Source organism: Paenibacillus sp. NPDC058367, from assembly GCF_042723305.1.
GTDB lineage: Bacteria > Bacillota > Bacilli > Paenibacillales > Paenibacillaceae > Paenibacillus_AQ.
This window is the reverse complement of sequence record NZ_JBHXIZ010000007.1, coordinates 21,018-47,384: the sequence shown is the minus strand read 5'-3', so window position 1 is coordinate 47,384 and position 26,367 is coordinate 21,018. Positions and strand designations below refer to the sequence as shown.

The following is a 26,367-nucleotide window of genomic DNA, read 5'->3' as shown; positions in this document are numbered from 1 at the left end:
ATTTAAGGAGGATTCAAGACTTTAGTCCTGTATTTTACCATAAAGTGGCATGATTATATGTGCAATTTGGAGCATGTTCCAAATCCCGGGCAAGCCTATAATGAGGGCATAAAGGAATGTAGTACACACCTTTGTTGAAATCTCATCATGGTATTGGGGGAACGTATGATTAAATCACATAAGCAATTAACAGCATCCTTATTGGTTTCAGCTGCAATTGTTGCAGGTTTAGGAGTATCTGCTCCTGGAAATGCAGCAGCAGCCTCAAATCCATCAAATTCAGTTATGGCAGCAGCAGCCGGTCAAACAGCGGTCATCGAGGCAAGTGTTCGCCTTCGCAGTACACCTTCTACAAGTGGAGAAGTAGTGAAGTATTTGCAAAAAGGAGATCAAGTGCAGATTGTGGCACAACCGAATAGCTATTGGTATCAGGTGAAAGCAGCGGATGGATCCGTAGGCTATACAAGTACAGATGATAAGTATATCAGCGTAAATTCATCTTCAGTAGGTACACCAACAGCACCATCAGCACAAACGGGAACCATAAAGTACGGAGTGAATCTTCGAACTGCGCCTTCTACAAGCGGAAAAGTACTGAGACTTCTGAAGAAGGGGGAACAAGTACAGCTTCTGGCACAGCCGAACAGCTCCTGGTATCAAATTCAAACCTCTGATGGTAGCATTGGATATATAAGTTCAAGTGATCAATATACTTCGTTCGCTAATAATGGGGGGACTGGGACGGTAACGCCGACACCAACGCCGCCAGCACCAGTACCACCTATTTCTACACCTGGGGCTTCTGCCCAAATCGAGAGTGTAATCTCAGCAGGTATGGGCTATCTTGGGACACCTTATGAGTTTGGTTCCAGCAGATATGATACAAGCACCTTCGATTGTTCTGATTTTATCCGGCAAATTTTCATGGATGCTGTGAATTTGAAACTGCCTGCTGATTCCCGTCAACAGGGAGATTGGGTGAAATCGAATAGTACGGTAGTTACGTCTACTTCCGGTTTGAAACGCGGCGATCTAATGTTCTTTATGGATTATAAAGGGAACTCCGCTTCAGCATATGAAGGGATCGACAAATCTAAGGCAAGAATATCGCATGTTGCTATGTATCTAGGAGATGGACAAGTTCTCCATACGTATTCAGTAGCTTCAGGCGGGGTGAAAGTAGATAAATTAAGCGCTTCTTGGACGAATCGTTTCCTCTTCGGGGGATCGGTCATCCGATAATTATATAGGTATACAGAAGCGGCAGCATCGCATGTTTGTGACGGGTGAACAAAGGCGGCGTAAGCGCAAAAGCTACCCCCTCAGTAGAATGATCTACTGAGGGGGTAGCTTTTTGTAAATATAAGAATTTATATGTTCCGTTATATAAATTATTCTTATATTTCTCGCATAAACACTTGCCGTCCTTATAGGGACGCCGAAGGCGTTTATGCTTGTTATCATCTTTTCTGTACTAATTACATAATTACATTGGCAGCAACAGGAACCATTACCCACGCTTTTCCTAGCCAAGTGTAGATTTCTCTCCATTCATTGCCCCAAGTATCCGTAATCACTTCACCTGTGGTATCAAGCGTTTGAGCGCTAAGCCAGCCTGCGGGAATCATACTGCCAACTGAAAAGTGGAAAGCTGTTTTTTCGGTTAGAACAATTTGTGGTGTGGCTGGAGTAATATCCGATGGGGTAATGATCGTTTCAAAAGATGTTGTGTAAGTGCTTCCAGTTCCGGGCGTAGAATCTGTAGTTGTCCCTGTTACCTCAGCGGCTGATGCTGTAGCTGCTATTGAAGCCATAAGTCCCAAGGCAAGTGTAATGCTGGCGAATTTTTTCATGTTAAGTTCCTCCTCATTATGATCTAACTTCAAAACTTTTTCTTATTTTCTCAAGTGACATCTGTGTGGGAATGACCTATACTTTCTGCATGATGAATAAGATATATGGATAGATATGGGAGGAGGCTACATCGATCTACCTCTGCGTCCCGTGAAGAGGGAAACAACAAACAGAACCAAGAATACGAAGAATAGTATCTTTGCAAGACCAGCAGCGGCTGCTACAAGATTGAAGAAACCAAAGATACCAGCGATTACAGCTACAACTAGCAGAATTGCGGACCATTTTAACATTACATATCACCTATCCTTTTTTTGATTTGTAGTCATTGTATAAACGGGGACTTTGATTCTGAAACAAAGGGGAGCAGGGAATTTTGACAACGCTCGACAGATTGTTTCGGCATATGGTAGTAGGGGTAACTATGCAGTATACAAGGCTGATTAGCCACTATTTATGAGATTTGGAAGGGGTTATGAATATGATCATTGAACTTAGTGTAGCTCTCGTTGCTATCGCATTCGCAATACTTGTTTTCTTTCTAATTAAGACTTTGCAGTCAGCGAAGCAATCTCTCGACAAAGTAAGCCAGACCTTGGTGGAAGTGCAGAAGACGATGGATGAACTGACTTATGAAGTGAAGACTACAGTCAGACATGCAAATGAAATTACCGCTGATGTACAGAATAAAATTCAGAAGATTGATCCTGTCATAGATTCTGTGAAGAATTTGGGAGAAGTTATGAATGAGTTAACCTTAACCGTTAAGCAAGTTTCAGTAACTGTGATTGAGAGATATCGTAAATCACATGAACTGAGGGAGAAGCGTAAGGGGGTATCCATAAAAGAAGCTCCGCTGACTCCAGCTGAGGAACGTACGGTAAACTCTTATGATGCTGTTAATAACGAGAAAGCACCGGGGAAAATAGCTACTGTGTTAAAAAGTGTAGATGTAGCTGCAACTCTTTGGAAAAAATTCCGTCATTAAAGTTAAGGCAGCAAGTCCTCTGTAAATGGCGGCTGCAGATAAGAAAGGTGGGATAACAACATGAACATTATCATACTCTTGTTTAGTCTACTTTCCCCATACTTTGATGCGTCTCCACAGTTGACGCCTATCTCGACTTTTAGTGATCAGCCTAAGACAGTTCTTACATTTGAACATTCCTCAGAAACGAGCCCTGCTATAAATCAGTTTGATTCACTGCAAGGTGTTGCTTTATATGCTACGAAGGAAGAATTGCTTCTGGCCAAGGGCAATCCGCTGGCGGTAACAAATGATCCATTGCAAGGGACAGAGGAGTACCAATACGCAGATGTAACAGTGGGTGTTGGTGAGGGGTTTGTACTGTATGTGCATGTCTCACCTTCTCAAGCACAGCAGTTTGGTCTACAGGTAAATGGGGTGGGAATTGATCCCGTGAAGGATAATGTGCAATCGACCTTGGGTAAACCGTATTTTATTGCCGAAGATGGTGATGTATATATGAGAGGAAACAATGCGCTCAAAATATATCGAAATTTGGCAGGTGAATTTGAAGGTATTGATTTATTTGATAGTATTTCTTCTTAATATGTTTCACTTTTGATCATTTTGGTTAATAAACAGAGGCTGTCTTTACCATAGAGTAACCTCCCGAACCACTACATGTAGTGGTTCGGGAGGTTACTTTGCTGAAGGCGTAAATGAACCTATTACTATATTTACATATATTAAAAATAGAAATAACACATTTAAATAGCGTATGATATAGGTAATGAGTCGCAGATTTTTACGTTCGTAATACTATTCGTGTGAGGTGAAGATGATGAGAATCTTAATCGTAGATGACAATCCGACTAATGTTATCATTATCCGTGAAATCCTGAAAAAAGAAGATTACCGAAATTTCGTAACCGCATCCTCTGCAAAAGAGATGCTTACACGGTTGGGTATCGGTTCTGTGAGTGAAGATGGACGTCCTCGGATGTCAGATATCGATCTGATTTTACTGGATATGATGATGCCGGAAATGGATGGAATCGAGGCATGTCGTGTTGTACAGCAATACGAACACCTAAAGGATATTCCAATAATAATGGTTACAGCTGTTGGAGATTCCAAGAAGCTGGCAGAAGCACTGGATGCAGGTGCAGTAGATTATGTTACGAAACCCATTAACAAAGTGGAGCTGATGGCCAGAATTCGACTCGCGCTGCGGTTGAAGCGAGAGAAAGATTGGCATAAGGAACGAGATCAGCGAATTCAAGAAGAATTGAGACTGGCCGCACTTGTTCAGAATGCTGTGTTGAGCTTGCCTCTTCAGGAAGAGGATTTTGAGGTCAATGCCATCTATCAGCCATCCTCTGAGCTTGCCGGTGATTTATACGCGTGGTACCCCCTTGGTGATGGCCGATATGGCGTGATCCTGCTGGACATTATGGGACACGGAATATCGTCATCTCTTTTTTGTATGTTTCTTGCTTCTGTGTTAAAGGACACGGTAACTACGTATGTAGAGCCGGAAAAGGTAATTCAGGAGCTCAATCGAAGGTTTAATCAGCTCTATATTGAGAAAAAGCTGATCCAATATTACTTTACGACCATTTATCTTGTGATAGATACCCGTATGAAACGTATTGACTACGTCAACGCCGGGCATCCACCTGCGCTATTTTTTGAAGGTGTGGCTAAGACTCCAGTCATGCTGGAAAGTAACTGTCACCCGGTAGGTCTGTTTGAACGGATTGATATTCAGCCACAGAGCTTAACCTATGAAGATGAAGGGCATCTAGTTCTTTATACAGATGGTCTATTGGAGCTGGTTGAGGGCGAACAAGAAGAGCAGCTGAAATTTATGATTCAACATTTAAATGTTGAACATGAGTGGAACGAAGAAGCTATTCGAGCTGCTTTTTTCAATGTTGAGGTTCCTAAAGAGCGTGATGATGATAAGTGTATTGTGTGGATCTCACTGAAGAAGGGAACAGATAGAGAATGAAGATAAAGGCTAAACTCTTAATTGGCTTCAGTGCCATGTTAGCGATTATGCTTGCACTTACGATGATAGGATACGACCGCTTAAATTATATGAATAACCAACTGGAAGGGTATCAGGATAGATATATGAAGGGGCGGTCTTCTTCGGGGATGCGTGGAGAAGTCAATGATATGGCGCGAATATTGACCACGACCATGTTAAGTGCAGATGCATCATCGGTAGAATCTCAAAAGAATGAGATTAATAAAAAGATTACTAAAGCGAATGAGCACTACGAGAAAATAAAAGCATCGATGACTAGCGCTGAAGAAATGCAAATGGTTGGTCAAATAGATGATGCGTACACCACTTATTTAAATTATCAGGAAAAGGTATTGAAACTGCTATCGGCTGGTTATTTTCAGAATGCCAGCACGTATTCAAACACAGAGGGACAAGCGATTCAGAATGCCGTGTTAAACGCTCTGAACAGTCTCTCTGATTATAATGCTTTTATTATGAATGAAGAGAGTACGAAGGCCAACGAAGCTTATAAAAGTTCGACTCAAATGGTAGTTCTAATGATGATTATGGGCTTACTTCTGGGACTTGGAGTGGTTTTATGGATTATCCCAAGCATCACTCGGGGGCTTAATGTCGTTTCGATGATGATTACCAGCTTTGGCAACGGTAGAGTGAGGGCCATACGGCGTATAAAGGTTACTACTAAAGATGAAATTGGTGAGGTTGCTCTTGTCTTTAAGAAGATGGCTTTAGATCTTGAACAGAAGCAGCAAATGGAACAGGCCTATGCGCAAGCGCAGAATGACCAATCCTGGCTGAATGCGAATGTTGCTCGGGTGACGGAACTATTGCGAGGTGTTAGCTCCTTGGATCAGGTCTCACAGACCTTCATCAATGAGTTTACCCCTGTGCTGGGAGCACAGTTCGGAGCTGTATATTTAAAAGATGCTAATCGTCCTGACTTTTTACGAAGCAGTGGATATTATGCAGTAGATAATGATAAGAAACCTAAGGACGGGTTTGTGATTGGAGAAGGGCTTGTAGGACAAAGTGCGCTCGATATGCACCCGATCAGACTGGAGAAGGCTCCTGAAGACTATTCATCCGTTAAGTCCGGATTCGTGGATGCGCAACCTGGATATATTTCTATCCATCCGCTTATTTTTGAAGACGAACTGCTAGGCGTAGTAGAATTTGCTTCATTCCAACCTTTTAGCAGTTTGAAAAATGATTTGCTGCAACAACTCGCTAATAATTTAAGCATTATTTTTAATAATATTAGCCGTCGTTTGATCGTGGAGAAATTGTTGCGTGATTCACAAGCTCTTACGGAAGAGCTGCAGTGTCAGTCGGAGGAACTACAGACTCAGCAAGAGGAATTGCGTCGTTCCAATGAGAACTTGGAAGAGCAGACGGATGCGCTTAAACGTTCGGAAGAACTGCTCCAGCGTCAGCAGGAAGAACTGGAGCATTATAATACGGAACTTATTGCCAAGACCCGCGCTTTAGAGGAACAAGTGCAGGAGGTTGAAGAGAAGAAAGATGAAATTGAGCATGCAAAAATTCAATTAGAGAAACAGGCCAAGCAATTATCTGTTACTAGTAAATATAAATCAGAGTTCTTGGCGAATATGTCTCATGAATTGCGAACTCCGCTCAACAGTCTCTTGATTCTGTCGCAGCTACTCACGGAGAATAAGGATGGCAACTTGTCAGAGAAACAGGTTGAATTTGCACATACTATTTATATGTCAGGTGCAGACTTGCTTAAGATGATTGATGAGATTTTGGACTTATCCAAGGTTGATGCTGGCAAAATGGAACTGAACCAAGAAGAAATTAAATTAACGGAGCTGAAGAGCTTTGTGAAGCAGAATTTTGCTCCGCAAGCGCTCAAAAAGGGACTTTCTTTAAAAATTACCTTTAATGAGCCACTGCCAGATAGTGTCATTGCCGATGGTCATCGGTTGAAGCAGGTGCTAAGAAATCTGCTTTCTAATGCCTTTAAATTTACGATGGAAGGATTTATTGAGTTCTCGGTTAGCCAAGCAGATGACAATCTTATTCCGCTAGATCTGCCAGGTGAAGTTGAATATATTGCTATTGCTGTAAAGGATAGCGGAATTGGTATTCCGGCAGACAAAACTGATATTGTGTTCGAAGCCTTCCAACAGGTGGATGGAACTACCAGCCGTAAATTTGGGGGGACAGGCTTAGGTTTGTCCATTAGCCGTGAGTTAGCACGTTTAATGGGTGGAGCTATTGTACTGGAATCCCGTGAGGGCCAAGGTAGTACCTTTACTATGTATTTGCCAGTTATAGGGAATTATATTAAGCAGCAACCTGCAGTAATAGAAGCTGCTGCTTCTAGAGAAGATGCAACCTTCGAGGGGTATATTGGAGATATACTTCCAACCCTTGTACCAACGCAGGCTCATGCACCTATCCCACAATTGGTGATCGATGATGATCGTGATCAATTAACTGCAAATGATAAGGTTTTACTTATTATTGAAGATGATGAGAGCTTCGCAAAAATTCTGCTGGATATGGCTCATGGCCGCAACTTCAAAGGACTGGTAGCCCTCCAAGGGGATACCGGATTGCAGATGGCGAAGACTTATTTACCAGATGCGATTATTCTTGATATTCAGCTGCCGGTTATGGATGGCTGGACCATCCTTAGAGAACTAAAGAGTGCATCACAGACTCGCCATATCCCTGTCCATGTCATCTCTGTAAATGATGAAGTGAAGCAGGGGCTTATGATGGGGGCAATGGCTTATTTAAGAAAACCTTCTTCTAGAGAGGCGCTAGAACGGGCTTTCTCGCAAATCGAGAACTACACCTCCAGTACGTTGAAGTACTTGCTGATTGTAGAGGATGATGAGATTCAACGTCGTTCTATCATGGAGTTGATCGGTCACGACGATGTGGCCATAACCGCAGTTTCAACTGGCGGGGAAGCACTGAATGAGCTGCGGAAGCAGAGATATGATTGTATGGTTCTAGATTTGATGCTTGAGGATATGACAGGCTTCGATCTGCTGGATCAGATTCGTGATGATGAGGAATTAAATGATCTGCCTATTATTATTTATACGGGTAAGGATTTGGATGGCAAAGAAGAGACGCAGCTGCGTAAATATGCGGAATCAATCATTATCAAGGATGTACGTTCTCCAGAGCGGTTGTTGGATGAGACAACATTGTTCTTGCACCGGGTAGAAGCAAATCTTCCGGAAGATAAACGTAAGATTCTGCAGAAGCTTCATAATAAAGAAGAATTGTTTGAAGGAAAGAAAATACTGCTCGTCGATGATGATATTCGCAATGTCTTTGCGCTCTCCAGCGTACTCGAAGAGTATCATATGGAAGTGAAGTTTGCGGAGAATGGACGCGAAGCGCTGGAAATGCTGGTAGAGCAAGAAGATTTTGATCTTGTGCTAATGGATATGATGATGCCAGAAATGGACGGATATGAGGCTATGCGCCGGATTCGCGAGATGCCACAGTATCAGAAACTGCCTATTATTGCGCTGACCGCCAAAGCTATGAAAGAGGATCGTGCCAAATGCATTGAAGCTGGAGCCTCTGACTATATGAAGAAGCCAATTGCAACAGGTCAACTTCTATCTTTAATGCGAGTCTGGCTGTATTCGTAACCTTAATATTGGGGTAATACTTTAAAAGAACTAACAAAAAGCCATTCTTCAAAAGTACGGCGTGTTGATAAGGGAGTCGGGATAACAATGAAAGCAATAGAACACGGATATGAGGAGCAACCCGTTCTGGCGGGAAGTGACGAACTGGAGCAAATTGAGATTGAGCTGCTTCTTGATGGGGTACACCGTTTATATGGCTATGATTTCCGGAATTATGCGTTGCCTTCATTAAAACGGCGCATCTGGCATCATGTTCATGCGGAGAATGTACTCACCATATCCGCGCTGCAAGAGAAGGTTCTGCATGATCGGGCTTGTTTTGAACGATTTGTCTACAGTCTCTCTATTCCTGTGACTGAAATGTTCAGGGATCCGGGATTATTTCTAACTTTTCGCCAGAAGGTAGTTCCTTTGTTAAGAACCTATCCCTATATTCGTATCTGGCATGCCGGATGTTCCACTGGGGAGGAAGTTTATTCTATGGCCATCCTGCTTCATGAAGAAGGGCTTTACGATAAGGCTCGAATTTATGCCACAGATATGAATGAGCGTTCTTTACAGCAGGCTAAGGAAGGCGTTTATGATATTAGCAGAATGAAGCAATACACAAAGAATTATTTGGAGGCAGGAGGTACCCGGGCATTTTCCGAATACTATACTGCTAAGTATAACTCAGTTATTTTACAACCTTATTTACGCAAAAATATTATTTTTGCTGAGCATAATTTAGCTACTGACACTTCATTTAATGAATTTAATGTTATTCTCTGCCGGAATGTAATGATCTATTTCAATGATGAGCTTCGTGATCATGTTCACGGGTTGTTTCATGAAAGTCTAAGTCGCTTTGGAATCCTTGTTCTGGGCTCTAAGGAGTCCATTCACTTTACGAAATATAGCGATTGCTATGAATCTTTAGACAGAGTGGAGAAAATATACCGTAACATAAAATAACGCATGTAGGAGGGTGGTCCTATGGGGTTTCAAGAACCAATTCATATACTACTAGTAGACGACCGTCCTGAAAATTTGCTGGCGCTGGAGGCAGTGCTTGAGAGCCAGCATTACGAGCTAATTAAAGCTACCTCCGGTGAAGAAGCGTTGCGCTGTTTGTTAAGGTATGATTTTGCTGTCATTGTACTAGATGTACAGATGCCGGGTATGGATGGAATTGAAACTGCCAAATTGATCAAGGCCAGAGAGAAAACGAAGGAAATTCCGATTATTTTTATCTCTGCCAATAGCAAAGAAGCGGAGCATTTATTCGCGGGCTATTCGGCAGGGGCTATTGATTATATGGTCAAGCCTTTCATTCCACAAATTTTGAACTCTAAGATACAAGGCTTTGTCGAAATGTACATCACGAGCAAGAAGCATCAGACTCAAACCATGCTGCTGCAGCAAAAGACGAAAGAACTGGAAATCATTAATAGTGAGCTTATCAAGGCAAAAGAAGAGGCTGAGATTGCCTCGAAAGCAAAGTCGGAATTTCTAGCCATGATGAGTCATGAAATTCGTACACCTATGAACGGCGTAGTTGGCATGATCGATCTATTAATGGAGACGGATCTTACTTCTGAGCAAAAGGAATATTCGGAGATCATTCGGAAAAGTGCGGACACGTTGATTACGGTAATTAACGACATTCTTGATTTTACTAAAATGGAATCTGGAAAAATGGAAGTTGAAGAGCACTTATTTGAACTCCGAAATTGTATTCAAGAGGTGTTCAGCCTCTTCTCGATAGAAGCAGGAAAGAAGAACCTGGAGCTCGCTTATTTTATTGATCAGAAATTGCCTCGACTTTTATATGGGGATATGGCTCGTTTACGCCAAGTTTTAATTAATCTGATCGCTAACGCAGTTAAATTCACAAATCAAGGTGGGGTCTATCTAGTCGCCTCGATCAAGAGCGTTGCGGATCATAAAATGGAAGTTGAGTTCACAATTATGGATACGGGGATTGGTATTTCTCCGGAGAAATGTGACCGACTATTTGAGCCCTTCTCGCAGCTTGATTCTTCCATGACACGGAAATATGGGGGAACAGGTCTGGGACTAGCTATATGTAAATCTCTTGTCGGAATGATGGGCGGAGAAATTCGGGTAGAATCGATGGAGCAAAAAGGAGCCACTTTTATCTTTACGATTCAGGTATCTATGCCAGGAGAAGATTTGATAGGTGGATATCAAGAAGAGGAATCCACACATCCTGTTTCCAATCAAGAGGGAAGAAGTAGAATCCTTGTTGTGGATGACCATCCGATTAATCAGCGTCTAATGGTCAGCATGCTGGATAAGCTGGGCTATGCGGCCGATATGGCTGAAGATGGTCAACAGGCTGTGGAGATGGCGATTAAACACCCTTATGATTTTATCTTTATGGACCTTCAAATGCCAGTGATGGATGGCTTGGAGGCGACCGCTCAAATTCGTCGAGAGGGTGGTCCTGCTGCCGAGAAGACCGTTATCATTGCAATGACGGCGAACGTCATGGAAGGAATTCAGAATCGCTGTAAGGCCTCTGGAATGGATGATTACATCAGCAAACCGCTGAAGATGAGTAGTATAAAACAAATTATTTCTCGATATTCTAGCAACGACAATGTATTAGTAGAACCTGATATATCTATTTTCCAAGCGTAATCTAGTATTTACCAATCCGTTTTTTTAACGTTATCTGATTCAAAGGTATATCATTAAGGTTATTAATATAGAAAATATTTGTTCAGGAGAGATCGTCTAATGAATACGCATAAAAGTAACAAGTTCCATGCTAAGACAGAAACCAAAGGGAATGTATGCACAGTTTTCCTGAGTGGTGAACTTGATTTATCAGTTGCTTCCGATTTCCGCCTGGTTATGGAGCCACTTGTGGGAGACACCAAACTAGATTTAGTTATTAATCTAAAAGAATTAAAATACATCGATAGCACAGGGATTGGTATTCTACTTTCGATCCTGAAATCAAGACAAGGAATGGACGTTAAGTTTATGGTTGAGGATGTTCCTCCACAAATTCAGAAGTTGTTTGACATGACTGGTATTTCCAAGTTTTTTGCCTCCCAAGAGAATTCCCACTAGGAAAGGATAGAACAAAGAATGAGTGATGATGTGCAAAAAGTAATTCTTCAGTTGCCTGCTAGCGCAGAGTATGTGGATATTGTTAGGTTGAATTTATACGGCATTGCCTCGAAAATGGGTTTCACCTATGAGGATATAGAAGACATGAAAGTGGCAGTGTCAGAGGCGTGTAACAATTCAGTATTATATGCTTATGGCCAAAAAGACGGAGTAGTAGATGTTATTTTTGAGGTAGAGGAAAGCTCCTTATCCATTACAGTCAAAGACGAAGGGGAGAGCTTTGACGGCTTGGACAAGTCTAATGAACGTATGACACTGCATGATAAGGAGTTAAGTGACGTTCAGGTTGGCGGGTTAGGGTTCTACTTAATGCAAGCGTTGATGGATGACGTTAGTGTCGTAAGTGAAGCCGGAAAAGGGACGGTGGTAACTTTGAAGAAGCACCTTAATTTTAGCGAGGAGAAAGTATGAGTGACAAAGTGACTCCCCCCGAGTCCATGAATGAAGCAGTCACCCAAATTTGGGAGTATCAGCAGACCAAGGATAACGATCAGGCGACGTTGCTGATACAGAAATATGAGCCTATGGTGAAAATGGCTGCTGGGAAGATTTCCCGTAATCGCCCCGACTTGTATGAGGATTTATATCAGGTCGGGCAAATGGCGCTCATCCGGTTACTGCAGCAATATGATATCAGTCTCGGAATCCCTTTTGAGCCCTATGCGATGAAAAGCATGATTGGACATATGAAGAATTATTTGCGTGATAAATCTTGGTACATACAGGTTCCTAGACGGATTAAAGAAAAAGGAGCGCTTGTTCAACACGCGATTGATGAACTTACAGTGAAGCTTGAGCGTTCTCCTGCGGTCGATGAGATCGCTCATTATCTTGATCTGTCTGTTGAAGAAACTGTAGAAGTACTGGCAGGCAGAGAATGTTACCATTACGTATCTCTAGATTCACCGCTTTCTCAAGAGGAAACTGGAGCTACGCTAGGGGAGCTTATCAGCTCTGATGCGAACGATTACGAGACTGTAGAGAAACGAATGGATCTGCAGCAAGCACTAGGACAATTGAAGGAGCAAGAGCAGCAAGTGTTGCTGCTAGCCTTCCAAGATGGTCAATCCCAGCGGGCAATTGCTCAGAAGCTGGGGGTTTCACAGATGAGTGTTTCACGGATACAGAAGCGGGCCACTGAGAAGTTAAAGCAGATTATGGCCAACTCATCCTATTGAGCTCCTTTATGTGTAATATACATTACCTGGATTTGAATTCTACTGTTCGACGATAAGGACATGCCTCTCTCCGTGCCTGGAGAATAGCATGTCCTTTATTTGTGTTCCACAACGCCCTTACCCCGCTTGTCCGGCTAACCTTGAAGGATTAGCCGGACAAGCGGGGTAAGGGGGAGCGGTGATAGAGGGGCGATAAATAGCCCACTTGTTAGCTGTTCGCATCAATGTATTTTTTGATCTCGCCAAGGTACTCACCGATCACGGGAACATCAAGAAATAGACTAAGAATGTAGCCCAGAACACCAAGGACTACGAACGTTCCGAGAGATAGGCCGAGACCTCGGGATATACCGGCCATCAAGTTTGTGATAATTCTTTTTTTGGGATCTGAGTAGTTATCAAGGATGTCCTTAAATTCTGATTTTTCTAGTGAGTCAGCAATCTTATCCAGACGATTGTTTAAGCGTTTGACCTCATGCCGTAATTCGAAAGGATGTTCATCAATTTCATATGCTTTTGTTTGGCTATTTGATTCTCCCATGGAGCACCCCTGCTTTCTGTAGCCCGATCGGGCATTCATTAAGGATCTATTCAATCAGATGAAACTTTATATAGGGTATAACTAAACAACAGCCAGCTGCGGACAGCTGGCTGTTGTCGAATGAAATGATAGCTGTATTATGCCGCAGATTAGTAACTGGATTTATAGGAGGATTTAACATCCTCTTTCGCATCTTTAGCCTCATCGGCGACTTCTTTAGAGGATGCTTTGGCTTCGTCAGCCACTTCTTTAGAAGCGTCTTTAACATCAGAGGCTACATTATTTGAAGACTCACTTACAGTGTCACCAATTTTGCTGCCTGCTTCTTGAAGGGTAGCGGCAATTTGCTGCTTGCTGTCGCTGACAGTAGTGTAGATATCAGAAGCTTTGACTGAAACTGTACTAGCCAGATCGGTTGCTTTTTCACCTACCGTTGTGGCAATGGCTTTGGTCTTGTCAGTTACGACACCAGCAACTTCTTTAGTTTTGTCAGTAGCAAGCGTAAGTTTATCGGACAGATCACTGCGCATTTCACGACCAGGCTTTGGTGCAAATAATAGGGCTGCTGCAGCACCTATTAAGCTACCAATAAAGATACCTTTGAAAAAGTTGCTTCCGTTTTCTACTTCATGCTCTACTTTATGTTCTACGTTACTCATCACCAATCACTCCTTATAAGTTATCTTACTTCGTATTTAAACTTTGGCGTATAGGCTGAAACAATTGATGAGCAAGGCGTAGATGGCGAGGGGCTCTTGTTATGGACTATTTATTAACAGCTTGGAATACCGCATAGCCGAATTCGGGCAGATTCAGATGTAGTAATGATGTGAATTTTTCTGTTCGCTTCTGCGTCTCTAGGTTTACCCATATAGCATCCATCCCGGGTACAGGAATGGTGGCGTCGACTAGCACCTCTTCATTGTTGAGCACGATTAAGAAGCGGTTATGTTCGTCCCACCGTTCATATACAAGCAGTCTTGGGTGGTCCGGGATCTCCAGCGATTTAAAGCCGCTACTACGGAACGCAGTATGCGAATTACGAAGACCGATCGTCCAGCGATAGTATTCAAACAGTTCCCTGTTCTGTTTCTTGATGTCCCACTCCATACATTTACGATTATCTGGGTCATATTCACCTTCCATACCGATTTCATCGCCATAGTAAATACATGGTGCTCCCTGAAAGGTCATTTGGAACAAAACGGCCAGTTTTAATCTCCGGATGTCACCACCGCAAAGGGTCAGGAAACGAGTTGTGTCATGGCTGTCTAATAGATTAAAAGTGGCCTCTATAATTTGCTGCGGGTAATTCGCTAGCATAGTAGCAATCGATAGAGAAAATTGTGAAGCATTAATTTGTCCGTGAGCGAAGAAATTAATCTGAATGTTGGTTAATGGGTAATTCATAACGGCATCAAATTGATCGCCAAGTAGCCACGGCAAGGAGTCATGCATAATTTCGCCTACAAGATAGGCTTCTGGATTAATGCTTTTGATCGTATTACGGAATTGTCGCCAGAACGTATGAGAGACTTCATTCGCGACATCAAGCCGCCAACCGTCTACACCGATTTCCTCAATCCAATAACGACCAACGTTCAACAGATACTCTCTGACTTCAGGATTCTCAGTGTTGAATTTTGGCATGATAGGCTCGAATGCAAATGTGTCATAGGTGGGAATTCCGTCGATGACTTGTGGTGGCCACTCACGCACATGAAACCAATCGGCATAACGGGAAGAACGCCCGTTGGTGAGCAGATCAACAAATGGCGGAAAGGTATGGCCGCAATGATTAAAGACACCGTCTAGAATGACGCGGATACCTTTGGAATGACAGGCGTCGACAAGTTCTTTTAGCAAAGCGTTGGTTCCAAAATGAGGGTCCACCAAGAAATAATCCTTTATATCATATTTATGATTGGTGGTTGCCTCAAACAGAGGATTGAAATAGATGGCGGTAATGCCCAATTCACAGAGATAATCCAAATGATCTAGTACACCTTGCAAGTCTCCTCCGAAGAAATTCCGGGGACTCGGCGTACCGCCCCAATCTAGCACATCTGCCGGATCGTTAGTATGATCGCCATTTGCGAAACGCTCCGGAAAAATTTGATAAAATACTGCATCCTTTACCCATGCTGGAGGGGAGTGTACATCTTCACGGTTCAAGAAAGGAAAGTCGAATAAGCCCTCATATATTATGACTGGAGGCTCTGAGAAGAAGCCTTTTTCCAAATAATAAAGGACCTCATCTTTGTTATAAAGTGCAAAATAGTAAGTGAGTCTGCGATAAACAGGACGGACGGCAGCCTGCCAATAATCGAATAAGCTATCAGAAGCCATGTGCTGCAAGGGAATAACCTCATGGGTTTTGTCCCAACTGTATTTATCTCCGCAAAAAAGATCAATCTTTGACACGTTATCCCGTTTAGTTCTTATGCGAATATGCAGTGTAGACTCATCGTAGGCATATGACCAATTCTGCCCCATGCGATGATAAACGGCTTCTTGTTGAATCATAATCAATTTCCATCCCTTCGTGGCCTGTAAACGCAAAAAAGGGCCAACCTCATGATAATCAGAGGTTGAACCCTTGCCGGTTTCATTGCCTTTAAATTTTGTCTGAATCTTATCATACCCCTCAAGATTAAAGCAAGAGATTATTTCACATGAATTCACAATATGGAATATTTAGTATGTAGTTGAAAAAAGGAGAAAATATAAGGAAAAACAAGAAAAGTGCTATTAAATAACCCCATTTGGATCTATACTCTGATTGCAATCCAAATTATGGGTATTATAGAATGAGGGCGAACGAACTTGATTTTTCTTAATACGCAAACAAATTAAAGGCACTGTTACCTAAAAGGTACAACCTCGGCACTTTGTGCGAATGAGGTTGTACCTTTTTTGCATGCTCTTTTTCTATGCGTGTTAGGTCTGATCACTTATGAATAAAGGGGAGATGAGCAAATGAAGAAGAGTAAACGATCTAAAATGCAAGCGGTATCATTTAGTTTGACCCTAAGTCTGCTGTTGGCATTGACGGTTACGGCTTGCGGTTCAGGCAATGGGAACTCTACGGCTCAGCCGAATTCAAGCCCGAATTCCATAGTGAACGAGCCGGGGGGAACTACAAATGAGACGAATCCCGCCGAAGAGGAGCTGAAACCGGAAGCTGGGGCCGAATTAACGGTCTGGGAAGCCAAGGAGCAGGTTGAGTACATGAAGCAGTTAGCCGCTGATTTCGAAAAAGAATACGGCGTTCCTGTCAAGGTTGAGGAAATGGCGGGCGGCGATCAGGGAACAAGGTTGGCGACAGATGGCCCGTCCAAACTAGCCGCCGATGTGTTGACTCTCCCGCATGATCAGATTGGTCAGGCTGTCAAAGCGGGATTGCTTTTGCCAAATGATGTGTTTGAGGAAGAAACGAAATCAACTATGGTGGAGACAGCTATTCAGGCATCGACTTATGACGGTATCCTGTACGGCTATCCTAAATCGGTGGAGACCTATGCGCTGTTCTACAACAAGGATCTGATATCCGAAGCTCCAAAAACTTGGGATGATGTGATCGCTTTTGCCAATACGTACAATAAGCCGAAAGAGAACAAATTTGCGATCATGTGGGAATTCGTCGGGTATTACAGCTATCCATTCATTGGCAGCTTCGGCGGATACATTTACGGTGACAACAATACGAATGTCAAAGATATCGGCTTGAATAATGAAGGCACCGTCAAAGGATTTACCTTTCTTCAGAGCTTAAAAGGAATTCTCCCATTGAATGCAGGAGATATCACCTATGACGTTAAAACTCAATTGTTTCAGGAAGGCAAGCTGGCGATGAACATCGACGGGCCTTGGTCCATAGCGATGTTCAAGGATCATGTTAACCTTGGAGTGGCGCCTCTTCCTAAGGGACCTGATGGTCAAGACAGCATTTCTTTTTCCGGTGTTAAATCGTATTATGTCAATTCCTATACGGTATATCCGGTCGCTAGCCGCTTGTTCGCACATTTTGCAAGCAGCAAGGAGAATCAGCTAAAGAACTTTGAAATGACGGGTGCGATTCCTGCGAGCATTGAAGCCGGAGAAGCGCCGGTAATCAAAGATGATCCGATTATAAGTGGATTCTTCGAGCAGTTCCAACACTCCGTGCCGATGCCTTCTCTATCGGAAATCAAATCCGTCTGGGAACCGCTAAAGGCAGCTTTTGTATCCCTGTGGAACGACCCGGGTCTTGATGTTAAGCAGACGCTCGATAAGACTGTATCAACGATTCAGGCCGATCTGGATTCGAAGTAAAGGACAGGTGACTTGAGCTATGCACAAAAAAACAGGTGCAGCGCTACTCTCGGCTATTATTCCGGGACTGGGCCAGTTCTTCAATCGACAGTGGCTGAAAGGATTAGTATTCCTGCTGGTGGGGTCTGCTGGAATCTATTTTATTGCTCATGATCTAATGGGTTATTTGCGGGGATTGATCACACTTGGTGAATTTCCAAGCCGTATGGTCAAGGTAGGTAAATTAACCCGGATGGTGGAGGGCGATCACTCCATTTTTATGATGATCAATGGTCTGATGTCATTGCTGGCGCTGCTGTTTTATACAGCTTTTCATTTACTGAATATCAGGGATGCCTTTCTAGTTGGAGCTGCGCGGGACCGGAATGAGCCCATTCATTCATTCGGTGAATCGCTCAGACATATGGGGCGTAGAAACTTCGCCTATCTTGTACTAGCGATTCCTTTTGTGGCAGTGGTTTTTCTGACGATATTGCCGCTTGTTTTTTCGGTGCTACTGGCGTTTACGAACTATGCCGACCCGATTTTACCGCCTGCGCATCTAGTAGAATGGGTGGGGTTCGGTAATTTTAATAAAATGCTAAGTTTGGATGTATGGAGTTCAACCTTCGGCGGAGTGCTGACTTGGACACTGATCTGGGCGATTATTGCTACTGCGACGACTTACATTGGAGGTGTGCTCATCGCTGTACTTATTCACCAGCCCCGTGTTCGGTGGAAAAAGCTTTGGCGTACACTGCTGATCGTTCCCTTTGCTATTCCTAATATGATTTCTCTGCTCGTCATGCGTAATATGTTCAATAATCAGTTCGGACCGATCAATAGTTATGTAAGAGCTTTGGGATTGGAGGGGGTGGCCTGGCTGACTAATCCTTTCTGGGCAAAGGTCACCGTAATTCTGGCTAATATGTGGATCGGAATTCCGGTTACCATGATTCTGGCCTTTGGGGTACTGACAACGATTCCAAGGGATATGTACGAAGCTGCTGAAGTGGACGGTGCTGGGGCATTCTACAAATTCCGCATGGTTACACTGCCTATGGTACTGTTCGCGACTGCTCCAATCCTGATCATGCAGTTTGCCGGTAACATTAATAGCTTTAACGTCATTTACCTGATGACCAACGGAGAACCGGTTAATCCGGATTACCAGTACGCGGGCCATACCGATCTGCTGGTGACTTGGCTCTACAAACTGGCGCTTAACCAATCGCAATACAGCTTTGCTTCCGTAATCGGGATTGTCATCTTCCTGCTGGTCGCGACCTTCTCCATCTGGAGCTACCGCCGAACGCGATCCTACAAAGAGGAGGATATGATTGCATGAAGCCAAAACTGACAGAAGCGTTTAAAACGATTGGAAGCCATTTGCTACTGATTGTGCTCAGTTTTATTAGTCTTTTTCCAGCGTTTTGGATTATTATGTCTTCATTCAAGACGGGAAACAGTTTGTTCAGCGACTCGTTGATTCCTAAAAATTTCACGTTCATTCATTACAAGGAACTGTTTGAGCAAACTAAATATTTGATTTGGTTCATGAATACACTAAAGGTTGCAGCGCTGTCTACGCTACTTGGCACTTTTCTGCTGCTGTTGACTTCGTATGCCATCTCTCGCTATCGGTTCACGGGCAGAAAAACGACACTGACCGCGCTTCTAGTTCTGCAAATGTTTCCGGGATTCATGGCTATGATTGCAGTTTACGTGCTGCTGAACACGCTTGGGCTACTGAATTCCCATTGGGCACTTGTGCTTGTATACAGCAGTGGCGCCATTATCACCAATGTGTTTGTGGCTAAAGGTTTTTTTGATACTATTCCTAAAAGTCTGGAAGATGCTGCGCGGATGGACGGGGCGAGTCATATGAAAGTTTTTCTCTCTATAATGATCCCGCTGTCCAAACCGATGCTTACCTATGCCAGTCTTATGATATTTAATGGCTGCTTTGTGGATTTCATATTCGCGGACCTTGTATTGCGTACGGAAGAGACGAGAACGCTCGCTGTCGGGCTTTTCCGGATGGTGAATCAAAGCAATTCGACCGAATTCACATTGTTCGCCGCCGGAGCGGTGCTGGTTGCTCTCCCGGTCACGCTACTGTTCATTTTCCTTCAGCGTTTCCTGGTGGACGGTCTGACCGCGGGTGCAAGTAAGGGTTAATTCGATTTGCGCTCCCACTCTACAGCAGTACTGAATTCTATAAAAACCACTTCCTTTTCAGAAGAGCAAGAATCTGATGCGGGAGTGGTTTTTTAATTTAAAAGCTTCATTTATGTTCCTGTCATTCAGGATTTATTGCTGATGGAATTGTTTTTGTGTGGTTTCTAAAATCTTCTTGGTGTGGAGAGGATTGAAGAATGATGAAAATAGGAGTAGAATTCCTCATGGAACTAACACTTAAGGGAGTTTGTGATGTACAAAAAATCCCCGGAGCACGGGGTTATTTTCTAGCATTTATTAAATGTAGAATCCTAATAAATCCTTGTGAGTTATAGAGCAGCAAAGAGAAAAGAGGAGAGTTACCATGGAAACAGTATTAGTAAGAGAATATCGGTCAGATTTGCTGGAATGTGTCCATAGCGGACATATTGCAATCGTAGGAGAACACGGGAACGTAAAGGGCTATGCAGGTGATCCTGAGTTTGTATCCTTTACCCGTTCTGCGGCCAAGCCACTTCAGGCTATCCCAGGCATTCGTGGAGGAATCGTGGAGCATTATGGTTTTACACCCGCAGAGGTTGCCCTAATGACTGCTTCTCACCGAGGAGAGAGCTACCATGTTGCCGCGCTAGAGAGTATTTCCTCCAAGATTGGGATCGATGAGCAACAAATGATATGTGCCACTAGCTATCCACTGGATTATACGAGTAGAGAGAATGCCATTCGCGGCACGGGCAAAAGAAAGTTCTATCATAACTGTGCGGGCAAGCACATGGGGATTTTATCATATAGTAAGCTCAAAGGACTACCACTTGAAGAATACTCTCAGCCGGAGCAAACGGTTCAGCGTGAAATTATAGATACGATTGCTTATATGGCTGGTGTAGCACCAGACAGTATTGGTCTAGGTACGGATGGATGCGGTCTGCCGGTATTTGCCATGCCTTTGACAGCCTTGGCGACTGCGTATTTGAAATTAGCCAATCCTGATTTAATTGCTGACGAGGCAACTCGCAGAGCGGTCACCACAATCACTGCGGCCATGAATGCTCATCCGGAGATGGTTTCTGGGTCTGGACGCCTTGATTCAATCCTTTTGGAAGATGAAAATATTATTGCTAAGGGTGGATTTAAAGGCGTATATTGCTTCGGGTTGCGCCGCGAGCGACTGGGTATTGCCTTCAAGATTCTGGATGGATCAGAAGAAGAGTGGGGACTTATTGTACAGGGGATTTTAAATCAGATTGGATACAGTCAGAAAAATACTTTGGAAAAGCTGCGTAATGCATTTTCAGGTGTGATCTACAATGATGGTGGTACACGGGTAGGTCATGCAGATACAGAATTTCAGCTTCATTTCATGAAATAGGAACTTAAAAAGGAGCCCGTCGCTGCGCATCCATCTCGGATTCGCAGCGACGGGCTCCTTTTGTAAACGAAGAACAATTATTTCTGACGTAGACGACCGAGTTCGGAGACGAGCGCTTCCACCTGAGAAATACTGAGTCTATCGCTGCCCATGGCTACCTCATAGACATCGAAGATATCTTCATATTTATCTACTGAAAAAGCGGAGGCTTGCATTGCAGCAGCACTTGCCATCTTCAGTTTGTTCTTGATGGCCTCGATCATATATTCAACATTTTCCTGACTAGGTTGTGTTAAATCCATAGGGTTATTAACATCCTTTCTGTACACTGATTCATGTATTTTACCATGATTGTGAGCTTGATCACCATTTTTTTGTCGGGCTCACAGAAATCATGTTAAATTAAAGGCGTGAAATCAAAAAATATCATCGAAGGGAGGAAAGGTATTGGCAATTAGAGAACAGGGAAGCGGTAAACGAAGCAAAATGGACGATGTAGGATTGGTGTCCTTTTTTATGGAAATTGCAGCGCTGCATTCAGCTAAGAAAGTTACCTTTCTGTGTATCGGAACGGATCGATCTACAGGAGATGCTCTCGGTCCACTAACAGGCAGCAAACTTCTGGAATATGGCTTTCCGCACGTAATCGGTACGTTGCCATCTCCTTGCGATGCAGATAATTTGGTGGCCAGAGTCGCTGAGATTCCATCTGAGCATATCATTATTGCTGTGGATGCTTGCCTAGGACCTCCAATAGCTCTTGGATATTACTTCGTTTCGGATGAGCCGCTTCAGCCAGCACAATCGGTGGGGGTATGCCTTCCCGCAGTGGGGCATTATAGCTTGGCGGCGATTGTAGATATCAACGGTCCCAAGCCCTATCGGACGCTGCAGACGACTCCACTACATAGAGTTATGGTTATGGCTGAACAAATTGCCGCCGCAGCAGCAAAAGGGTTTGGAATTGGGGGTTAAGAATAGGATGCCGGTTTCAAGGAGAGCTGTTTTGCTTAATAATAGATATTAGTTAATATATCTTAGTATTTTGGAAAGAGGGAAGCAGCCATGGAAAGAGTACGTTGTGACGGAAGCAATATTTGCTACAGTGATCAGGGGAAAGGCGAGGTTATTGTATTATTGCATGGCTTTTGCGGAAGTGCTGAATACTGGGAACAAATCATTCCCATCTTAAGCAGCGACTACCGAGTGATTGCTCCCGATTTACGTGGTCATGGAGCTTCAGAGGCTCCACTAGGCCCCTATACTATTGAACAAATGGCAGACGATGTTCTGGGCTTGTTAGATACACTAGAAATTTCTGAATGCACCATGCTGGGACATTCTCTTGGTGGATATATTACACTTTCGTTCGCGCAGCGGTATGCCTCTCGATTGAAGGGCTTCGGATTAATCCATTCTACTGCATATCCGGATAGTGAAGAAGCTCGGGAGAATCGATTGAAAAGTGTCAGCAGGATTCAAAATGAAGGCATTACTCCTTTTGTGGACAGCTTCGTCCCAGGAATTTTTGCTAAAGCAACCGCTTCTGCATCACCGCAGCTGCTGGAGCGAGCTAAAGAAATTGGTTACAAAACGCCTCCACAAGGAGCAGCGGGAGCTGCGCTGGCGATGCGCGAGCGTCCGGATCGGCGTGATGTGATCACAGCTACCACGTTGCCGGTACTACTTGTTGCTGGCGAGCAGGATGAACTGATTCCTGCGGAGCGCACCTTTACTTCGGATAAACCAAATATAACGCAAGCTACGATTTCTGGAGCGGGCCACATGAGCCTCTTTGAAGCTCCTGAACGGTTAGCTGAGGTTATCAAGGAATTCACCCAAGCTACGGTTAGTATTAACAGCCATTCGTGATCGCTGAAATAATAATTCAAAAAGAGGCAGCTCCGCGTCAAAGTAACTGGCGTGGGCTGCCTCTTTTTTAGGAGACTATTGAAACTTACGGATTCCCAATCCGGCAAAGATAGCTATGGTTGTTACGCCGCCAATGTGGAACGGTATTTCATGTCAATAAGTAGAAGGATTCTAGTCATTATTTTTCCCGTAATTGCTTTAGTGGCATAGCGTAGTGCAATGGTTTAAGATAAATGAATAAAACACATATAATACCTAGATACAAAAGCTTCACAGTTACAGTATGGAAAAGGGGGGAAGTTCATGTTCCGAAGAGACTATATTGTCCGAATGATCGAAGATATGACGGCGATGGTTGCCAAGGTTCTAACGCTGAAGCAAGAGCGGAAGACAACGGAAGCCTTATGGGAAATTGATGAGCTATTGAACCGACATTTTCCGCTGAACTCACGTCTTTTAAATTCACTATCTGTAGAAGATATTATAGATATGTTCCGGTTTAACGGTGTATTGGAGTCAGATAAGCTTCAAGGTGTAGCTAAGCTGCTTAAGGAAGAGGGCAGCATTTATGCTGCAAATGGCGATCATGACGCGGCACTATTCAGAAGTATGAGAGCACTGCATTTATATTTGTACGCAGATTTGCACGGCGCTGATCGAGAAATGCTGCAGATGACAGAGGATATTAATGAACTTCTGGAGGAAGTCAAAGCGTATCGTCTTCCAGCCAAGACGGAACGGCTGCTTCTAGATTATATGGAGTCAATCGGACATTATAGTAAAGCGGAGGACAGTCTGTATCGACTATGGGAGCAGGGGGAAGATGTCTCACTGGAAGGTGATGAATTGTACAGACGGCTGCTGCTTAAATCACCGGAAGAATTGGAACAAGGCTCGCTTCCTATCCATGAAGTGGAACAAGGATGGAAAGAGTGGCGCCGGATCACAGAAGTTCGGAGGGAGTCGGAAGCCTAATGAATACCCCTTTATTTATTATCGATGCCTTTGCAGGAAAAGCATATTCAGGAAACCCGGCAGCAGTATGCTTGCTGAAGCATCCAGTCGACGAGGCATTTATGCTTAAGACAGCAGCAGAAATGAACTTGTCAGAGACGGCATTTCTCTGGCCGGAGAATGATGGATATCGTCTGCGCTGGTTCACGCCCAAGGTTGAGGTTAATTTATGTGGTCATGCTACTCTAGCGAGTGCACATATATTATGGGAGGTGGGATTGCTGGATCCAGAGGTGGAAGCTAGATTTTATACACACAGTGGGTTGCTTAGAGCTTCTCGTGCGGATGACCTCATCTCACTGTACTTCCCGCCTTATGAGCTTAAGTCTTCTCCTACAATTCCGGCTCTTATAGAAGCGCTTGGTATTACAGAAGAAAATGTGGTAGAAACTATGCTCTATGCTGACAATGTACTTGTACGGCTCGATCAGGAATCCCTAGTTCGCGAACTTAGCCCAGACTTCGGGGCTTTATCCCGGCTTGAAGAGCGAGCCTTTGCGGTTACTGCAGAAAGCTCCATCGAAGGCATTGATTGTGTGTCACGGTTCTTTGCACCGAAGATGGGGGTAAATGAGGATCCGGTCACAGGCTCAGCGCATACTGCGCTAGCACCTTTCTGGGCTAGTCGACTTAACCGTACGCAGCTGACCGCTTATCAAGCTTCCGAACGAGGAGGCTTACTTCAACTTGAGGTAAGCAAAGATCAGATTAAGATGTCTGGCCGAGCAATAACTATTGTTAGTGGAGAGCTGCATGTGAAGCCCTGATAGGATAACTCTTGTAGAGCCGTGATATAATGGAACGATGATGGTTAGGAGACAATGATTCTCCATTTTTAATCCCGAAAGTGAGATGTGCGTTGTGGAATCTTTAAAAGCTCTTATTGAACAACTGATTAATGACCGTACCTTGATTATGGCTACCTTAAGCCAAGTACGTAACAAAGGGGAGACCTGTACGAAGGTACAGATTAAACCTGTCGAACTAAAAGGTAAGTTGCATTATCAGTTTGCGTCCTATATTGGTACAAAGGTTGAACATCGCAACGTACCGGCAGAATTAGCAGCGGAGGACATGACCCTTTTATTTAGAGAATCATATCGCCAAGGCTTGTTATGCACGGTGGAAGCGGATTATCAGGTGCTGATTAGCAAGAAATTCAAAGTATCCATCCTTACCAAGTCTCCAAGTAAAAAAGAAGAGCCGGATCTGGCACACAACCGCCGCAAGCGTTATGTGCTGGAGGATGGAGAACCTGTGCCATTTCTTGTTGAGCTTGGCATAATGAACAGAGAAGGAAAAGTGCTGGCCAAGCGATACGATAAGTTCCGGCAGATCAACCGTTTTTTGGAGATGGTTGAGGATGTGCTTGCCGATCTGCCAACGGGACGGCCATTAACGATTGTTGATTTTGGATGTGGTAAATCGTATTTGACCTTTGCTCTTTATCACTATCTGACCGTCCGCAAGAAGCGGGAGCTTAATATTATTGGACTTGATTTGAAAGCGGATGTAATTGAGCATTGTAATGAGCTTGCTGCGAAAATCGGTTATGATCACCTGAAGTTCCTTGTGGGTGACATTGCCGAGTACGATGAGCTGGATCAGGTAGATATGGTTATAACGCTTCATGCTTGTGACACAGCTACAGATGCTGCACTCGAAAAAGCAGTACGTTGGGGCGCCTCCGTAATTTTGTCTGTGCCTTGCTGTCAGCATGAATTGTTCGCGCAGATTGAGAATGAAGTAATGAGTCCGATGCTTTCACATGGGATACTTAAGGAACGTTTCTCTGCCTTGGCTACGGATGCTATCCGTGCCAAATTGCTCGATATGATGGGTTATAGCAGCCAGCTGCTGGAATTTATCGACCTGGAGAATACACCGAAGAATATTTTAATCCGCGCCGTTAAAAGCTCGGGTGGTGATAACTCCGTCAAATGGCGTGAATACACCGCATTTCGTGATTTTATAGGGGCGAAACCTTACCTTGAGCGCGTATGTGCTGACCTGCTTCCGAGTGAAATTTCGGTGGAGGGGTAATAGCACGGCATTTTAGGAGCGGTAAGTTGCTTTAGTTGTATTTTGTGCAGCTATATATGCTTTGAAGATGTTTTTTTTGGACTTAATTGTACTCTGTACACTTAAAAATGAACAATTCTCCGCATATAGCGGAATTCTCGAAAAATAGTTGTACATTATGCAATTACACTAGGATGCAGTAACGAATATCAGAGGTTAGTTGTACTTTTTGCAACTATATAACTTTTTT

General features: G+C 43.7%; 25 protein-coding genes. 19 read left to right on the top strand and 6 right to left on the bottom strand.

Annotation, left to right across the window (positions count from 1 at the left end; all coding sequences use genetic code 11):
• Positions 1 to 165: 165 nt before the first annotated feature.
• Positions 166 to 1,242: a C40 family peptidase gene (locus tag ACFWMP_RS27200; RefSeq protein WP_379425358.1), complete on the top strand. Its 1,077-nt coding sequence runs from the start codon at positions 166 to 168 to the stop codon at positions 1,240 to 1,242.
• 236 nt (positions 1,243 to 1,478) lie between these two features.
• Here ACFWMP_RS27200 and ACFWMP_RS27195 read toward each other — a convergent pair whose 3' ends face one another.
• Both ACFWMP_RS27195 and ACFWMP_RS27190 read right to left on the bottom strand, forming a co-directional pair.
• Positions 1,479 to 1,853 carry a hypothetical protein gene (locus tag ACFWMP_RS27195; protein ID WP_379425356.1) on the bottom strand — a complete coding sequence of 125 codons (375 nt, stop codon included), beginning with the start codon at positions 1,851 to 1,853 and terminating at the stop codon, positions 1,479 to 1,481.
• 126 nt (positions 1,854 to 1,979) lie between these two features.
• A complete protein-coding gene (locus tag ACFWMP_RS27190; RefSeq protein WP_042131050.1) occupies positions 1,980 to 2,147 on the bottom strand; it encodes a DUF1328 family protein in 168 nt (55 codons plus the stop codon).
• Between the two features lie 188 nt (positions 2,148 to 2,335).
• Here ACFWMP_RS27190 and ACFWMP_RS27185 point away from each other — a divergent pair, with 188 nt between their 5' ends.
• From ACFWMP_RS27185 to ACFWMP_RS27145, 9 genes are all read left to right on the top strand, one after another.
• Positions 2,336 to 2,842 carry a DUF948 domain-containing protein gene (locus ACFWMP_RS27185; RefSeq protein WP_076285482.1) on the top strand — a complete coding sequence of 169 codons (507 nt, stop codon included), beginning with the start codon at positions 2,336 to 2,338 and terminating at the stop codon, positions 2,840 to 2,842.
• A gap of 60 nt (positions 2,843 to 2,902) precedes the next feature.
• Entirely contained in the window at positions 2,903 to 3,427 is a 525-nt protein-coding gene (locus ACFWMP_RS27180) for a hypothetical protein (protein WP_076300663.1), read from the top strand.
• Positions 3,428 to 3,662: 235 nt separating this feature from the next.
• Complete coding sequence (locus ACFWMP_RS27175) at positions 3,663 to 4,835, top strand: SpoIIE family protein phosphatase (RefSeq protein ID WP_042191856.1); 1,173 nt, start codon at positions 3,663 to 3,665, stop codon at positions 4,833 to 4,835.
• Positions 4,832 to 8,503, top strand: coding sequence for a response regulator (locus tag ACFWMP_RS27170; RefSeq protein ID WP_339243505.1), 3,672 nt, complete (start codon positions 4,832 to 4,834; stop codon positions 8,501 to 8,503). Before ACFWMP_RS27175 ends, ACFWMP_RS27170 begins: the two co-directional genes overlap by 4 nt.
• 87 nt (positions 8,504 to 8,590) lie before the next feature.
• Positions 8,591 to 9,457: a CheR family methyltransferase gene (locus ACFWMP_RS27165; protein WP_042191852.1), complete on the top strand. Its 867-nt coding sequence runs from the start codon at positions 8,591 to 8,593 to the stop codon at positions 9,455 to 9,457.
• A 21-nt stretch (positions 9,458 to 9,478) separates the two neighbouring features.
• Positions 9,479 to 11,149 (top strand): response regulator, encoded by a 1,671-nt coding sequence (locus tag ACFWMP_RS27160; RefSeq protein ID WP_042191849.1) that lies wholly within the window; start codon positions 9,479 to 9,481, stop codon positions 11,147 to 11,149.
• Between the two features lie 99 nt (positions 11,150 to 11,248).
• A complete protein-coding gene (locus ACFWMP_RS27155) occupies positions 11,249 to 11,587 on the top strand; it encodes an STAS domain-containing protein (RefSeq protein ID WP_042131044.1) in 339 nt (112 codons plus the stop codon).
• Between the two features lie 18 nt (positions 11,588 to 11,605).
• On the top strand, positions 11,606 to 12,058 hold the full coding sequence (gene rsbW / locus ACFWMP_RS27150; RefSeq protein ID WP_042191848.1) for an anti-sigma B factor RsbW: 453 nt from the start codon (positions 11,606 to 11,608) through the stop codon (positions 12,056 to 12,058).
• Positions 12,055 to 12,825: a sigma-70 family RNA polymerase sigma factor gene (locus ACFWMP_RS27145; RefSeq protein ID WP_042131042.1), complete on the top strand. Its 771-nt coding sequence runs from the start codon at positions 12,055 to 12,057 to the stop codon at positions 12,823 to 12,825. The genes rsbW and ACFWMP_RS27145 overlap by 4 nt, the downstream gene beginning before the upstream one ends.
• 208 nt (positions 12,826 to 13,033) lie before the next feature.
• Here the strand turns inward: ACFWMP_RS27145 and ACFWMP_RS27140 are convergent, their stop codons facing one another.
• The 3 genes from ACFWMP_RS27140 to ACFWMP_RS27130 all read right to left on the bottom strand — a co-directional run bounded on the left by ACFWMP_RS27140 (position 13,034) and on the right by ACFWMP_RS27130 (position 15,892).
• Positions 13,034 to 13,366: a DUF5665 domain-containing protein gene (locus ACFWMP_RS27140; RefSeq protein WP_042191847.1), complete on the bottom strand. Its 333-nt coding sequence runs from the start codon at positions 13,364 to 13,366 to the stop codon at positions 13,034 to 13,036.
• 149 nt (positions 13,367 to 13,515) lie between these two features.
• Positions 13,516 to 14,025 carry a YtxH domain-containing protein gene (locus ACFWMP_RS27135; RefSeq protein WP_339243503.1) on the bottom strand — a complete coding sequence of 170 codons (510 nt, stop codon included), beginning with the start codon at positions 14,023 to 14,025 and terminating at the stop codon, positions 13,516 to 13,518.
• Between the two features lie 106 nt (positions 14,026 to 14,131).
• Positions 14,132 to 15,892: a glycoside hydrolase family 13 protein gene (locus tag ACFWMP_RS27130; RefSeq protein ID WP_379425350.1), complete on the bottom strand. Its 1,761-nt coding sequence runs from the start codon at positions 15,890 to 15,892 to the stop codon at positions 14,132 to 14,134.
• A gap of 453 nt (positions 15,893 to 16,345) precedes the next feature.
• Here ACFWMP_RS27130 and ACFWMP_RS27125 point away from each other — a divergent pair, with 453 nt between their 5' ends.
• From ACFWMP_RS27125 to ACFWMP_RS27110, 4 genes are all read left to right on the top strand, one after another.
• A complete protein-coding gene (locus ACFWMP_RS27125; protein ID WP_379425348.1) occupies positions 16,346 to 17,680 on the top strand; it encodes a sugar ABC transporter substrate-binding protein in 1,335 nt (444 codons plus the stop codon).
• Positions 17,681 to 17,699: 19 nt separating this feature from the next.
• The gene (locus ACFWMP_RS27120; RefSeq protein ID WP_042191843.1) at positions 17,700 to 19,007 is read left to right on the top strand and encodes a sugar ABC transporter permease; all 1,308 of its coding nucleotides are present in this window, start codon (positions 17,700 to 17,702) and stop codon (positions 19,005 to 19,007) included.
• Positions 19,004 to 19,840, top strand: a complete 837-nt coding sequence (locus ACFWMP_RS27115; protein WP_042131038.1) for a sugar ABC transporter permease — start codon at positions 19,004 to 19,006, stop codon at positions 19,838 to 19,840. Before ACFWMP_RS27120 ends, ACFWMP_RS27115 begins: the two co-directional genes overlap by 4 nt.
• A 364-nt stretch (positions 19,841 to 20,204) precedes the next feature.
• Complete coding sequence (locus ACFWMP_RS27110) at positions 20,205 to 21,209, top strand: asparaginase (RefSeq protein WP_042191842.1); 1,005 nt, start codon at positions 20,205 to 20,207, stop codon at positions 21,207 to 21,209.
• Positions 21,210 to 21,286: 77 nt separating this feature from the next.
• On the opposite strand, the gene ACFWMP_RS27105 is transcribed toward ACFWMP_RS27110, so the two are convergent.
• A complete protein-coding gene (locus ACFWMP_RS27105) occupies positions 21,287 to 21,511 on the bottom strand; it encodes a DUF1128 domain-containing protein (protein ID WP_042191840.1) in 225 nt (74 codons plus the stop codon).
• A 145-nt stretch (positions 21,512 to 21,656) separates the two neighbouring features.
• Between ACFWMP_RS27105 and yyaC the strand changes: the two genes are divergently transcribed.
• From yyaC to ACFWMP_RS27080, 5 genes are all read left to right on the top strand, one after another.
• Positions 21,657 to 22,184, top strand: a complete 528-nt coding sequence (gene yyaC, locus ACFWMP_RS27100) for a spore protease YyaC (RefSeq protein WP_379425344.1) — start codon at positions 21,657 to 21,659, stop codon at positions 22,182 to 22,184.
• A 90-nt stretch (positions 22,185 to 22,274) separates the two neighbouring features.
• Positions 22,275 to 23,081 carry an alpha/beta fold hydrolase gene (locus tag ACFWMP_RS27095; RefSeq protein ID WP_042191837.1) on the top strand — a complete coding sequence of 269 codons (807 nt, stop codon included), beginning with the start codon at positions 22,275 to 22,277 and terminating at the stop codon, positions 23,079 to 23,081.
• A 303-nt stretch (positions 23,082 to 23,384) separates the two neighbouring features.
• Complete coding sequence (locus ACFWMP_RS27090) at positions 23,385 to 24,056, top strand: DUF6483 family protein (RefSeq protein ID WP_379425342.1); 672 nt, start codon at positions 23,385 to 23,387, stop codon at positions 24,054 to 24,056.
• Positions 24,056 to 24,862: a PhzF family phenazine biosynthesis protein gene (locus ACFWMP_RS27085; protein WP_379425340.1), complete on the top strand. Its 807-nt coding sequence runs from the start codon at positions 24,056 to 24,058 to the stop codon at positions 24,860 to 24,862. Before ACFWMP_RS27090 ends, ACFWMP_RS27085 begins: the two co-directional genes overlap by 1 nt.
• Before the next feature lie 85 nt (positions 24,863 to 24,947).
• Positions 24,948 to 26,138, top strand: coding sequence for a class I SAM-dependent methyltransferase (locus tag ACFWMP_RS27080; RefSeq protein WP_379425338.1), 1,191 nt, complete (start codon positions 24,948 to 24,950; stop codon positions 26,136 to 26,138).
• The last annotated feature ends 229 nt before the right edge of the window (positions 26,139 to 26,367 follow it).